The organism is Serratia sp. CY83965 (assembly GCF_052166375.1).
In the GTDB taxonomy this organism is placed as follows: domain Bacteria; phylum Pseudomonadota; class Gammaproteobacteria; order Enterobacterales; family Enterobacteriaceae; genus Serratia; species Serratia marcescens.
The window spans coordinates 216177-228203 of sequence record NZ_JBJNOV010000009.1; the positions used below are offsets into that span (position 1 = coordinate 216177).

General features: G+C 58.5%; 15 protein-coding genes. 7 read left to right on the forward strand and 8 right to left on the reverse strand.

Features of this window, described 5'->3' with window-relative positions:
* The first annotated feature begins 303 nt into the window (after positions 1 to 303).
* From frdA to blc, 5 genes are all read left to right on the forward strand, one after another.
* A complete protein-coding gene (gene frdA, locus ACJ8PL_RS17605; protein ID WP_028127563.1) occupies positions 304 to 2100 on the forward strand; it encodes a fumarate reductase (quinol) flavoprotein subunit in 1797 nt (598 codons plus the stop codon).
* Positions 2093 to 2827 (forward strand): succinate dehydrogenase/fumarate reductase iron-sulfur subunit, encoded by a 735-nt coding sequence (locus tag ACJ8PL_RS17610; protein ID WP_004929676.1) that lies wholly within the window; start codon positions 2093 to 2095, stop codon positions 2825 to 2827. The genes frdA and ACJ8PL_RS17610 overlap by 8 nt, the downstream gene beginning before the upstream one ends.
* A 14-nt stretch (positions 2828 to 2841) precedes the next feature.
* Entirely contained in the window at positions 2842 to 3234 is a 393-nt protein-coding gene (gene frdC, locus ACJ8PL_RS17615; RefSeq protein WP_025305010.1) for a fumarate reductase subunit FrdC, read from the forward strand.
* A 12-nt stretch (positions 3235 to 3246) separates the two neighbouring features.
* Positions 3247 to 3606, forward strand: a complete 360-nt coding sequence (gene frdD, locus ACJ8PL_RS17620; protein WP_016929374.1) for a fumarate reductase subunit FrdD — start codon at positions 3247 to 3249, stop codon at positions 3604 to 3606.
* An 84-nt stretch (positions 3607 to 3690) separates the two neighbouring features.
* On the forward strand, positions 3691 to 4224 hold the full coding sequence (gene blc, locus ACJ8PL_RS17625) for an outer membrane lipoprotein Blc (protein ID WP_028127562.1): 534 nt from the start codon (positions 3691 to 3693) through the stop codon (positions 4222 to 4224).
* Here the strand turns inward: blc and sugE are convergent.
* The 4 genes from sugE to efp all read right to left on the reverse strand — a co-directional run bounded on the left by sugE (position 4218) and on the right by efp (position 5748).
* Positions 4218 to 4535, reverse strand: coding sequence for a quaternary ammonium compound efflux SMR transporter SugE (sugE, locus tag ACJ8PL_RS17630; RefSeq protein ID WP_004929669.1), 318 nt, complete (start codon positions 4533 to 4535; stop codon positions 4218 to 4220). The genes blc and sugE overlap by 7 nt on opposite strands.
* 192 nt (positions 4536 to 4727) lie before the next feature.
* Entirely contained in the window at positions 4728 to 4859 is a 132-nt protein-coding gene (locus ACJ8PL_RS17635; protein WP_004929668.1) for an entericidin A/B family lipoprotein, read from the reverse strand.
* A gap of 120 nt (positions 4860 to 4979) precedes the next feature.
* Positions 4980 to 5111, reverse strand: coding sequence for an entericidin A/B family lipoprotein (locus ACJ8PL_RS17640; protein ID WP_004929667.1), 132 nt, complete (start codon positions 5109 to 5111; stop codon positions 4980 to 4982).
* A 70-nt stretch (positions 5112 to 5181) separates the two neighbouring features.
* The gene (gene efp, locus ACJ8PL_RS17645) at positions 5182 to 5748 is read right to left on the reverse strand and encodes an elongation factor P (RefSeq protein ID WP_004929666.1); all 567 of its coding nucleotides are present in this window, start codon (positions 5746 to 5748) and stop codon (positions 5182 to 5184) included.
* Between the two features lie 42 nt (positions 5749 to 5790).
* On the opposite strand from efp, the gene epmB reads away from it, so the two are divergent.
* Positions 5791 to 6819 carry an EF-P beta-lysylation protein EpmB gene (gene epmB / locus ACJ8PL_RS17650; protein WP_028127561.1) on the forward strand — a complete coding sequence of 343 codons (1029 nt, stop codon included), beginning with the start codon at positions 5791 to 5793 and terminating at the stop codon, positions 6817 to 6819.
* Positions 6820 to 6907: 88 nt separating this feature from the next.
* Here the strand turns inward: epmB and ACJ8PL_RS17655 are convergent, their stop codons facing one another.
* The 4 genes from ACJ8PL_RS17655 to ACJ8PL_RS17670 all read right to left on the reverse strand — a co-directional run bounded on the left by ACJ8PL_RS17655 (position 6908) and on the right by ACJ8PL_RS17670 (position 10159).
* Positions 6908 to 7252: a DUF4156 domain-containing protein gene (locus ACJ8PL_RS17655; protein ID WP_025305007.1), complete on the reverse strand. Its 345-nt coding sequence runs from the start codon at positions 7250 to 7252 to the stop codon at positions 6908 to 6910.
* A gap of 244 nt (positions 7253 to 7496) precedes the next feature.
* On the reverse strand, positions 7497 to 9143 hold the full coding sequence (gene groL / locus ACJ8PL_RS17660; protein ID WP_004929662.1) for a chaperonin GroEL: 1647 nt from the start codon (positions 9141 to 9143) through the stop codon (positions 7497 to 7499).
* Between the two features lie 44 nt (positions 9144 to 9187).
* Positions 9188 to 9481 (reverse strand): co-chaperone GroES, encoded by a 294-nt coding sequence (locus ACJ8PL_RS17665; protein ID WP_004929661.1) that lies wholly within the window; start codon positions 9479 to 9481, stop codon positions 9188 to 9190.
* A 189-nt stretch (positions 9482 to 9670) separates the two neighbouring features.
* Complete coding sequence (locus ACJ8PL_RS17670; RefSeq protein WP_004929660.1) at positions 9671 to 10159, reverse strand: FxsA family protein; 489 nt, start codon at positions 10157 to 10159, stop codon at positions 9671 to 9673.
* Between the two features lie 368 nt (positions 10160 to 10527).
* Between ACJ8PL_RS17670 and aspA the strand changes: the two genes are divergently transcribed.
* Positions 10528 to 11964 carry an aspartate ammonia-lyase gene (aspA, locus tag ACJ8PL_RS17675; protein ID WP_004929659.1) on the forward strand — a complete coding sequence of 479 codons (1437 nt, stop codon included), beginning with the start codon at positions 10528 to 10530 and terminating at the stop codon, positions 11962 to 11964.
* The last annotated feature ends 63 nt before the right edge of the window (positions 11965 to 12027 follow it).

A 12027-nucleotide genomic window follows, 5' to 3' on the forward strand; every position in this document is an offset into this window, starting at 1 on the left:
GCCAGAACGCCAATTTCCGACAAATGGGCGGCAAAAGTGCGTTAAAAAGGGTAAAGCACGCCGAACACGCGAAAAGGCAGGCAAGCCTGTTGGGCAAGCGTTAATCGACAAAACAATCGATCACATCAAATTTCGACTACTTAACTTTAGGTATAGTTAATTCCCCATTATTGGTGGGAGATATCTATCCTTAACCTTTAAGCAACATTAATCGGTTCAATTAGTTAGCACCCGAAGAGTTCGCTAAATTTTAAGCATAGATATTTAACTTGCCGTTCTTAACAAGAACATTGGAGGAATGCAGTGCAAACCTTTAACGCCGATCTTGCCATTATTGGGGCCGGGGGCGCTGGTTTACGTGCAGCAATAGCCGCAGCGGAAGCCAATCCCCAACTGAAAATCGCGCTGATCTCTAAGGTCTACCCGATGCGCAGCCACACGGTCGCCGCCGAGGGAGGCTCCGCCGCCGTCACTCAGGATCACGATACCTTCGACTACCACTTCCACGACACCGTCGCCGGCGGCGACTGGCTGTGCGAGCAGGATGTGGTCGATCACTTCGTGCATCAGTGCCCGCGCGAGATGACCCAGCTCGAGCAGTGGGGCTGCCCGTGGAGCCGCAAACCGGACGGCTCAGTCAACGTGCGGCGCTTCGGCGGCATGAAGATCGAACGCACCTGGTTCGCCGCCGACAAGACCGGCTTCCACATGCTGCACACCCTGTTCCAGACCTCGCTGAAATACCCGCAAATTCAACGCTTCGACGAGCACTTCGTGCTGGATATCCTGGTGGATGACGGCCAGGCGCGCGGCCTGGTGGCGCTCAACATGATGGAAGGCACCCGCGTGCAGATCCGCGCCAACGCGGTAGTGATGGCCACCGGCGGCGCCGGGCGCGTTTACCGCTACAATACCAACGGCGGCATTGTGACCGGGGATGGCATGGGCATGGCGTTCCACCACGGCGTACCGCTGCGCGACATGGAGTTCGTGCAGTATCACCCGACCGGCCTGCCCGGTTCCGGCATCCTGATGACCGAGGGCTGCCGCGGCGAAGGCGGCATCCTGGTGAACAAGGATGGCTACCGCTACCTGCAAGACTACGGCATGGGCCCGGAAACCCCGCTGGGCGAACCGAAGAACAAATACATGGAGCTGGGCCCGCGCGACAAGGTGTCGCAGGCTTTCTGGCACGAATGGCGCGCCGGCCGCACCATCGCCACCCCGCGCGGCGACGTGGTCTACCTCGATCTGCGCCACCTGGGCGAGAAAAAGCTTCTGGAGCGGCTGCCGTTCATCTGCGAACTGGCCAAGGCCTACGTCGGCGTCGATCCGGTGAAAGATCCGATCCCGGTGCGCCCTACCGCGCACTACACCATGGGCGGCATTGAAACCGACCAGAACTGTGAAACCCGCATCAAGGGGCTGTTCGCGGTCGGCGAGTGCTCCTCCGTCGGCCTGCACGGCGCCAATCGCCTCGGCTCCAACTCGCTGGCGGAACTGGTGGTGTTCGGCCGCGTCGCCGGTGAGCATGCGGCGCGCCGCGCGCTGGAAACCGCGCCGGCCAACGGCAGCGCGCTGGATGCGCAAACCCGCGACGTCGAAACCCGCCTGAGCAACCTGATGAAGCAGGAAGGCAACGAAAACTGGGCGAAGATCCGCGACGAAATGGGGCTGTCGATGGAAGAAGGCTGCGGCATCTACCGCACGCCGGAGCTGATGCAAAAAACCATCGATAAGCTGGCCGAGCTGAAAGAGCGCTTCAAACGCGTCAAAATCACCGACAACTCCAGCGTGTTCAATACCGATCTGCTGTACACCATCGAGCTGGGCTACGGCCTGGACGTCGCCGAATGTATGGCGCACTCCGCGTTTAACCGCAAAGAGTCGCGCGGCGCCCATCAGCGCCTGGACGAAGGCTGCACCGAGCGTGACGACGTCAACTTCCTCAAGCATACGCTGGCGTTCCATAACCCGCAGGGCGCGCCGCGTCTCGAATACAGCGACGTGAAAATCACCAAGCTGCCGCCGGCCAAACGCGTCTACGGCGCAGAAGCCGAAGCGCAGGAGAAAAAGAATAAGGAGCAGGCAAATGGCTGAGATGCAAACCCTGAAGATCGACGTCATGCGCTATAACCCGGAAAGCGACGCCGAACCGCATTTCGTCACTTACGCCGTGCCTTACGACGAACAGACCTCGCTGCTCGATGCGCTGGGCTATATCAAGGATAACCTGGCGCCGGATCTCTCCTACCGCTGGTCTTGCCGCATGGCGATCTGCGGCTCCTGCGGCATGATGGTCAACCGCGTGCCGAAGCTGGCGTGCAAAACCTTCCTGCGCGACTACGTCGGCGGCATGAAGGTCGAAGCGCTGGGCAACTTCCCGATCGAGCGCGATCTGGTGGTCGACATGACCCACTTCATCGAAAGCCTGGAGGCAATCAAACCGTACATCATCGGCAACGATCGCAAACCAGAGGATGGCCCGAACGTGCAGACCCCGGCGCAGATGGCCAAGTACCACCAGTTCTCCGGCTGCATCAACTGTGGCCTGTGCTACGCGGCGTGCCCGCAGTTTGGCCTCAACCCCGAGTTTATCGGCCCGGCGGCGATCACGCTGGCGCACCGCTATAACCTGGACAACCGCGACCACGGCAAGAAACAGCGCATGCCGCAGCTCAACGGCCAAAACGGCGTCTGGAGCTGCACCTTCGTCGGCTATTGCTCCGAAGTCTGTCCGAAACACGTCGATCCCGCCGCCGCCATCCAGCAGGGCAAGGTGGAGAGCGCCAAAGACTTCATGATCGCCATGTTGAAGCCGCAATAAGGGAGAAAATTGCCATGACAACTCAACGTAAGCCCTATGTGCGCACCATGACGCCCACCTGGTGGCAAAAGCTCGGCTTCTACCGTTTCTACATGCTGCGTGAAGGCACCTCGGTGCTGGCGGTCTGGTTCAGCATCGTGCTGCTCTACGGCGTGTTCGCGCTGAAGGGCGGCGCCGAGAGCTGGGCCGGCTTCGTCGGCTTCTTGCAGAACCCGCTGGTGCTGTTAATCAACGTCGTCGCCCTGCTGGCGGCGGCGCTGCACACCAAAACCTGGTTCGATCTGGCGCCGAAGGCCGCCAATATCGTGGTCAACAGCGAGAAAATGGGACCGGGCCCCATCGTGAAAGGGCTATGGGCCGTCACGATCGTCGTCAGCGTGGTCATCCTGGCCGTGGCCCTGTTCTAATCCGGAGGAATCATGATAAATCAAGCACCTAAACGCTCCGACGAGCCGGTTTTCTGGGGATTGTTCGGCGCCGGCGGCATGTGGGGCGCGATTGTCGCGCCGGCCATCGTGCTGCTGGTCGGCATTCTGCTGCCGCTGGGGCTGTTCCCCGGTGAAGCGCTGGGTTACGAGCGCGTGCTGGCGTTCTGCCAGAGCCTGATCGGCCGCCTGTTCCTGCTGCTGATGATCATTCTGCCGCTGTGGTGCGGCCTGCACCGCATCCACCATGCGATGCACGATCTGAAGATCCACGTGCCGGCAGGCAAATGGGTGTTCTACGGTCTGGCGGCGATACTCAGCGTCGTCACCGTCATCGGCGTCATCACGCTGTAAACCGCTCGGGTGGCCAACGCCCGTTGGCCGCCCTTTTCTCATCGGCTACACTGTCTACTCGCCCCCGGTAAACAGGAGTCACCGATGCGTTTATGGTCAAAGCTTAGCGTCATGCTTTCCGCCCTGCTCTCCGTGGCCTGCAGCGTCTCCCCGCCTAAAGACATCAGGGTCGTGACCCCTTTCGACAGCCAGCGCTATCTCGGCACCTGGTATGAGATCGCTCGTCTGGATCATCGTTTTGAACGCGGTTTGCAGCAGGTGACCGCCCATTACGGCCCGCGCGCCGACGGCGGACTGAAAGTCATCAATCGCGGCTTCAATGCGCAAAAACAGCAATGGCAAGAAAGCGAAGGCAAAGCCTACTTTATCGGTTCACCGCAGGTCGCGGCGCTGAAAGTGTCGTTCTTCGGCCCCTTCTATGGCGGCTACAACGTGATAGCCCTGGATCCGGAATATCGCTACGCGCTGGTTTGCGGCCCTAACCGCGACTATCTGTGGATCCTGTCGCGCACGCCGACGCTTGACGCCAGCGTACGCGACCGTTTATTGCAGATAGCCAAGGGCTACGGTTTCGCCACCGATGCGCTGATCTGGGTGCAGCAGTCCGCCGATCAGTGACTGCTGAACTTCAGCCCGAGGATGCCGACCACGATCAGGCACAGGCTGATGATGCGCGCAATATTGGTCGATTCCCCCAACAGCACCATGCCCATGATGGCCGCGCCCACCGCGCCGATGCCGGTCCACACCGCGTAGGCGGTGCCGGCGGGCAGCGTTTTCATGGCGTTGGCCAACAGCAACATGCTGACCACCATTGCGGCGATGGTGATGATGCTCGGCGTCAGCCGGGTAAAACCGTGGGTGTATTTCAGACCGATAGCCCAAACCACTTCGAGCAAACCGGCGATAAGCAAAATAATCCAGGCCATGAGACGGCCTCCCTACCACTGGGGTCGTCCCCGATAAAATGACGCGTAAACGGGTCGTCCCGTTCAGCTGAGTGATGAATGGCGGGCAACCTCACCCGCACTGCGGCAGGATAGCAGCAGCGTTAACGCGCAAGCAAGAGGTGGAAATGCGGCGGCTCTCCGCAGCCGGAACGCCGCCGGGTGGAATGCGGATTATTCCGCGCTGCGCTGAATAGCCTTGCCGCCGGCCTGAATGTCTTCACCCACGCCGCGGGTGGTGTTGCAGGCGGTCAGCGAGCTCAAAATCATCAAAGAGAAGATCGCGATAATACTTTTCTTCAGCATAAGAAAGTCCTTATTTGTCGTTGATGAAAAAGTACGGCTTTCTAAGCGTAGTCAAAATTGGCGCAGAGAGTGGAATCGCCACCGGCTTTGTGGCGCGAATACATCGGGTTAAGGGCCGGGTCAGCTGGCCGTGCGCGAAATGGCGCCGCCGAGATGCTGAACGTCTTCGCCGAAACCGCGAAACGTATTGCAACTGCTGAGGGAGAAAAGGAACAACAGGGAGAGCACGGCCAACAACGTTTTCTTGAACATGCGGATTTTCTGCCAACGAACGGGGATGGGGTAAAACAGAGGAACCGCCAGGGTTCCTCTGTTTTGAAACTTATTTAACGCGAGAGACGTATTCGCCAGAGCGAGTGTCAACCTTGATCACTTCGCCGATCTGGACGAACAACGGCACTTTCACCACGGCGCCGGTGCTCAGGGTCGCCGGCTTGCCGCCAGTCCCTGCGGTATCGCCTTTCAGGCCAGGATCGGTATCGGTGATTTCCGCTTCGATGAAGTTCGGCGGCTGAACGGCGATTGGACGGCCATCCCACAGGGTGATGATGCACTCTGCGTTATCCTGCAGCCATTTGGCCGCGTCACCGACGGTTTTGCCGTCAACCTGATGCTGTTCGAAAGACTCAGGGTGCATGAAGTGGTAGAACTCACCGTCGCTGTACAGGTAGTTCATGTTGGTGTCCATCACGTCTGCGCCTTCGCAAGAATCGGTAGACTTGAAGGTTTTTTCCACGCGGGTGCCGGTCAGCAGACGACGCATTTTCACGCGTGCAAACGCCTGGCCTTTGCCCGGCTTAACGAACTCACTGGCTTCGACGGCGTAAGGTTCGCCCTCGAACATGATTTTAAGACCCGGACGGAAATCGTTGCTAGAATAAGTCGCCATGATGGCCCTCTGAATATTTGAACTGGTAGCTTAGCCAAAAAAATGGCACACATTATAACCCAAAGTACGGCACATAGAGAAGATTGGTTGCATCAACTCGCCGATGTTATTACCGATCCCGATGAATTACTGCAGCTTTTGTCACTGAATACGCACCCGGAACTGCCGCAGGGGCGAGATGCCCGCCGGCTGTTTGCCCTGCGCGTGCCGCGCGCCTTCGCTGCGCGCATGCGCCCCGGCGATGCCAACGACCCGCTGCTGCGCCAGGTGCTGACCGCCAGAGAAGAGTTCATCAACGCCCCAGGGTTCACCACCGATCCGCTCGATGAGCAGCGCAGCGTGGTGCCGGGCCTGCTGCACAAATACCGCAATCGCGCGCTGCTGCTGGTCAAAGGCGGCTGTGCGGTCAACTGCCGTTACTGCTTCCGCCGCCACTTCCCCTATCAGGATAATCAGGGCAACAAGAACAACTGGCGGCAGGCGCTGGATTATATCCGCCAACACCCGGAACTCGACGAGATCATTTTTTCCGGCGGCGACCCGCTGATGGCCAAAGACAGCGAGTTGGAGTGGCTGGTCGGCGAACTGGAGGCCATCCCGCACCTGAAACGCCTGCGCATTCACACCCGTCTGCCGGTGGTGATCCCGGCGCGCATTACGCCGGCGCTGTGCCGCCTGCTGTCAGCCTCGCGCCTGCAGGTGCTGATGGTCACGCACATCAACCACGCCAACGAAATCGACCGCGAGCTGCGGAGCGCCATGGCCCAGCTGCGCCTCGCCGGCGTCACGCTGCTCAACCAAAGCGTGCTGCTGCGCGACGTCAACGACGATGCCGACACGCTGGCGGCGCTCAGCAACGCGCTGTTCGACGCCGGCATCCTGCCCTACTATATCCACGTGCTGGACAAGGTGCAGGGCGCGGCGCACTTCATGGTCAGCGACGATGAAGCGCGCGTCATCATGCAGGCGCTGCTGAGCAAGGTGTCCGGTTATCTGGTGCCGCGCCTGACGCGTGAAGTGGGCGGCGAACCGAGCAAAACGCCGATCGACCTGCGCCTGATGCAGGAATGACGCGCGCCACATGGCCCGATGGAACGAAAAGAGGAATGCCGTGGCATTCCTCTTTTTTTATCTCTGTGCGGCGTTTGGCCTCAGCGCCTTACGGGCACTTGTAAACCTGGCCGACCATTTTGCTGTCCAGCGGCGCGAAGCTGGAGAGCAGGTTCTGGCTTGGGCTGTTGGCGCCGTAAATGACGTTGCCGCCCATCGCCGCCGCCTTGTTGCGCAGATCGTTGGCCGCACCGCGCATGGAGCTGCCCTCACCGCCGTTGCCGGACAGCCAGTTGCTCTGGGTGCCGGTCACTTCCCCCAGCAGCTGGCATTCCGCCGCCGGCTTGCTGTCGGTGAACTTGATCTGCTGACCCGCAGCGGTCAGTTCATGAGTGGTGCTGCAACCCGCCAGCAGCATCGCTGCCGAAAGACCCAGTAAGGCTTTAATCCGCATCTTGTTCCCCATTCGATGTTGAGAATTACGCAAAAGCTTATCAGAAAGCGATGCCATCTCTTAAGCATCCGTTGCCACGGCTAGCGGGCCAACGTCTTGAGCGACAGCTGATGACTTACCAGTTTACCAGTTAAATCGCCTCCGGCGGCAAAAATATCATCAAATACAGTGCGGCGGCGCTCAGGCATAAAAAAACCCCGGTCACTTGACCGGGGTTCTCAGCACACAAGCGTGTGGGGGATGATTACATCATGCCGCCCATACCGCCCATGCCACCCATGCCGCCTGCTGCGCCCAGATCCGGTGCGTCAGCCTTCGGCAGGTCGGTGACCATGCATTCGGTGGTGATCATCAGGCCAGCCACGGAAGCCGCGTACTGCAGAGCAGAACGGGTCACTTTGGTTGGATCCAGGATACCCATCGCGATCATGTCGCCGTATTCTTCAGAGTAAGCGTTGTAGCCGTAGCTGCCTTCGCCCGCTTTCACCTGGTTGGCGATAACGGAAGCTTCTTCACCGGCGTTGACCACGATCTGACGCAGAGGGGCTTCCATTGCGCGCAGCGCAACTTTGATACCCACGTTCTGGTCTTCGTTGTCGCCTTTCAGCGCGGCGATTTTGCCTGCAACGCGGATCAGCGCGACGCCACCGCCGGCAACCACGCCTTCTTCCACTGCAGCGCGGGTCGCGTGCAGGGCGTCTTCAACGCGTGCTTTCTTCTCTTTCATTTCAACTTCAGTCGCTGCGCCAACCTTGATAACGGCAACGCCGCCGGCCAGTTTCGCTACGCGCTCCTGCAGTTTTTCACGATCGTAGTCAGAGGTCGCTTCTTCGATCTGCTGACGGATCTGAGCAACGCGGCCCTGGATGGTCGCTTCGTCGCCCACGCCATCGATGATGATGGTGGTGTCTTTGTTGATGACAACGCGTTTCGCCTGACCCAGGTCTTCCAGGGTGGCTTTTTCCAGCTCCAGACCGATCTCTTCAGAGATAACGGTACCGGCAGTCAGAGTAGCGATGTCCTGCAGCATGGCTTTACGACGGTCGCCGAAGCCAGGCGCCTTAACGGCAGCCACTTTCACGATGCCGCGCATGGTGTTGACCACCAGGGTCGCCAGCGCTTCACCTTCAACGTCTTCAGCGATGATCAGCAGCGGTTTGCCTGCTTTGGCAACGGCTTCCAGCACCGGCAGCATTTCGCGGATGTTGGAGATCTTCTTGTCAGCCAGCAGGATGAACGGGCTTTCCAGCTCAACAGAACCGGTTTCCGGCTTGTTGATGAAGTATGGGGACAGGTAACCGCGATCGAACTGCATACCTTCAACCACGTCCAGCTCGTCTTGCAGGCCGGTGCCTTCTTCAACGGTGATAACGCCTTCTTTGCCCACTTTCTCCATCGCTTCCGCGATCAGTTTACCCACGGTTTCGTCGGAGTTGGCGGAGATGGTGCCGACCTGAGCGATAGCTTTGGAGTCGGAGCAAGGCACGGACAGTTTTTTCAGTTCTTCAACCGCAGCGACAACCGCTTTGTCGATGCCGCGCTTCAGATCCATCGGGTTCATGCCTGCAGCAACCGCTTTCAGGCCTTCGGTGATGATGGATTGAGCCAGTACGGTTGCAGTGGTGGTGCCGTCGCCCGCCGCGTCGTTCGCTTTGGAGGCCACTTCTTTCACCATCTGTGCGCCCATGTTCTCGAACTTGTCTTCCAGTTCGATTTCACGCGCAACGGAAACGCCGTCTTTGGTGATGGTCGGCGCGCCGAAAGATTTATCCAGCACTACGTTGCGGCCTTTCGGGCCCAGGGTCACTTTTACTGCATCAGCGAGAACATTCACGCCGCGGAGCATTTTCACGCGAGCGTCATTGCCGAATTTTACGTCTTTAGCTGCCATTGGTATTTCCCTTCAACTCGTTCAGTTCAGAAGATAAAGCGCAATTACGCTTCAACAATTGCCAGAATGTCGCTTTCGGACATGATCAACACTTCTTCATTGTCGATCTTCTCTGCTTTCACGCCGTAGCCGTCGTTGAAAATCACGATATCGCCAACTTTCACATCCAGCGGTTGGATGTTGCCGTTTTCCAGCACACGCCCTTTACCCACTGCAACCACTTCACCGCGAGTGGATTTACCCGCAGCAGAGCCAGTCAGGACGATGCCGCCAGCAGATTTTGATTCAACTTCTTTGCGCTTGACGATAACGCGGTCATGCAATGGACGAATACTCATTGAACGCTCTCCTGTAAGAAGGTCTCTATCAGATTTAGGGTTGTACACCGGGTGGTTGTTATTACCGGCCTCGTGGCATTTGAGATGGGGGCGTTCCAGCCCCCTTCAAGGGGGCTAGCGAAAAAAATTTCGCATTTTTGGTTCGGCGAGTGCCGCAGAGATGAAAAACGCGGCCTGGGCCGCGTTTGCTTAACGATCGTGAGGTTTGCGATCCTCGTCCGGGCGATGTTCCAGCACCGGGCGCTCGTCGTCCTTGCGCTGGAATTCGCCGTCAAAGGTGTTGCCGTTGGCGGCGTCGCCGCCCGTCCAACCGCCGGGGCGATACACCGACAGATGCGGCATCAGCTTCAGCGTCAGCGATTTTTGCACCGGCGGCAGCAGCAGCAGCAGGCCGAGGAAGTCGGTGAAGAAGCCCGGAATCAGCAGCAGGAAGCCCGCCAGCACCAGCGAAACGCTTTTCACCATTTCCGCCGCCGGGCTTTCCCCGGCCGCCAGTTTTTGCTGCATCTGGACGAAGGTTTTCATGCCCTGATTGCGCACCAGCGAAATGCCGACGCAGGAGCTGAACACCACCAGCAACAGGGTGACAGCCACGCCGAGCACGGCGGCGACTTTGATAAAGATGGATATTTCTATGTAAGCCAGCAGAAATATCAGCAGTAGCGGTAACCAGCGCACCTGGTTCTCCTATCGGTAGGTAAAGCGCGGCCGCCACGGGGGCGACGGCGCGAAAAAAGAGGCCGTAAACGGCCGACACCATTACAATGAGGGCATCCCCCCACCATTTCAACCGAGAGCCGGTTTTTATTGCTAAAGTTCACAAACGTGAAAGAAGTCACAGAACCGGAAAAGGGCATATCCTTAAACGCCATAAGGTGATCTGGATTCAGTCATTTCTTATCAACCAGCATATGATCTGGGCAGCAACGGGCGATTTGGTTAATCGTTTCACGCCCCAAGCCTTCGGCAATATTAATTTAGGCTGTGCCCTTTAGCCTTGACCTGACAAATTATTAATTCGGCAGCAACACATAGAGAAGGTTCTCATGTCAAACAACATTCGTATCGAAGAAGACCTGTTAGGAACACGTGAAGTCCCCGCAGACGCTTACTACGGAGTTCACACTCTGCGTGCGATTGAAAACTTCTACATCAGCAACAGCAAAATCAGCGATGTCCCCGAGTTCGTTCGCGGCATGGTGATGGTGAAAAAGGCCGCGGCGATGGCCAACAAAGAACTCAAAACCATCCCGCGCAAAATCGCCGACGTGATCATCCAGGCCTGCGACGAGGTGCTGGATAAAGGCAAGTGCATGGATCAGTTCCCGGTGGACGTATTCCAGGGCGGCGCGGGCACCTCGCTGAACATGAACACCAACGAAGTGCTGGCGAACATCGGCCTGGAGCTGATGGGCCATCAAAAAGGCGAATACCAGTACCTGAATCCGAACGATCACCTCAATAAATGCCAGTCCACCAACGACGCCTACCCGACCGGATTCCGCATCGCGGTGTACGCCTCCAACCAGAAACTGATCGACGCCATCAACCAGCTGCGCGAAGGCTTCGATCGCAAGGCGAAAGAGTTCGAAACCATTCTGAAAATGGGCCGCACCCAGCTGCAGGACGCGGTGCCGATGACCCTCGGCCAGGAATTCCACGCCTTCAGCGTGCTGCTGAACGAAGAGACCCGCAACCTGCACCGCACCGCGGAGCTGCTGCTGGAAGTGAACCTGGGCGCCACCGCCATCGGCACCGCGCTCAACACCCCGGAAGGCTATCAGCCGCTGGCGGTGCAAAAACTGGCGGAAGTCAGCGGCCTGCCGGTGGTGCCGGCGGAAGACCTGATCGAGGCCACCTCCGACTGCGGCGCCTACGTGATGGTGCACAGCGCGCTCAAACGCCTGGCGGTGAAACTGTCCAAAATCTGCAACGACCTGCGCCTGCTCTCCTCCGGCCCGCGCGCCGGCCTGAACGAAATCAACCTGCCTGAGCTGCAGGCGGGATCGTCCATCATGCCGGCCAAAGTGAACCCGGTGGTGCCGGAAGTGGTCAATCAGGTGTGTTTCAAGGTGATTGGCAACGACACTTGCGTTACCATGGCGGCCGAAGCGGGCCAGCTGCAGTTGAACGTGATGGAGCCGGTGATCGGCCAGGCGATGTTCGAGTCGATCCACATCCTGACCAACGCCTGTTACAACCTGCTGGAAAAATGCATTAACGGCATCACCGCGAATAAAGAAGTCTGCGAACACTACGTCTTCAACTCGATCGGTATCGTCACCTATCTGAACCCGTTCATCGGCCACCACAACGGTGACATCGTCGGGAAGATCTGCGCCGAAACCGGCAAGAGCGTGCGCGAAGTGGTGCTGGAACGCGGCCTGCTGACCGAAGCCGAGCTGGATGACATCTTCTCCGTGGAGAACCTGATGCACCCGGCCTATAAAGCCAAACGCTATACGGATGAAAATGAACAATAACAGACCTACCCGGTAGCCCTGAAAGGCACGCTAAATCCTCTGGATAGCGTGCCTTTTTACTTT

Bases quoted from the DNA above. Each gene is read 5' to 3' on its own strand.
- ACJ8PL_RS17610 (WP_004929676.1), top strand. From the start codon at position 2,093: ATGGCTGAGATGCAAACCCTGAAGATCGACGTCATGCGCTATAACCCG.
- frdC (WP_025305010.1), top strand. From the start codon at position 2,842: ATGACAACTCAACGTAAGCCCTATGTGCGCACCATGACGCCCACCTGG.
- frdD (WP_016929374.1), top strand. From the start codon at position 3,247: ATGATAAATCAAGCACCTAAACGCTCCGACGAGCCGGTTTTCTGGGGA.
- blc (WP_028127562.1), top strand. From the start codon at position 3,691: ATGCGTTTATGGTCAAAGCTTAGCGTCATGCTTTCCGCCCTGCTCTCC.
- sugE (WP_004929669.1), bottom strand. From the start codon at position 4,535: ATGGCCTGGATTATTTTGCTTATCGCCGGTTTGCTCGAAGTGGTTTGG.
- ACJ8PL_RS17635 (WP_004929668.1), bottom strand. From the start codon at position 4,859: ATGCTGAAGAAAAGTATTATCGCGATCTTCTCTTTGATGATTTTGAGC.
- ACJ8PL_RS17640 (WP_004929667.1), bottom strand. From the start codon at position 5,111: ATGTTCAAGAAAACGTTGTTGGCCGTGCTCTCCCTGTTGTTCCTTTTC.
- efp (WP_004929666.1), bottom strand. From the start codon at position 5,748: ATGGCGACTTATTCTAGCAACGATTTCCGTCCGGGTCTTAAAATCATG.
- epmB (WP_028127561.1), top strand. From the start codon at position 5,791: ATGGCACACATTATAACCCAAAGTACGGCACATAGAGAAGATTGGTTG.
- ACJ8PL_RS17655 (WP_025305007.1), bottom strand. From the start codon at position 7,252: ATGCGGATTAAAGCCTTACTGGGTCTTTCGGCAGCGATGCTGCTGGCG.
- groL (WP_004929662.1), bottom strand. From the start codon at position 9,143: ATGGCAGCTAAAGACGTAAAATTCGGCAATGACGCTCGCGTGAAAATG.
- ACJ8PL_RS17665 (WP_004929661.1), bottom strand. From the start codon at position 9,481: ATGAGTATTCGTCCATTGCATGACCGCGTTATCGTCAAGCGCAAAGAA.
- aspA (WP_004929659.1), top strand. From the start codon at position 10,528: ATGTCAAACAACATTCGTATCGAAGAAGACCTGTTAGGAACACGTGAA.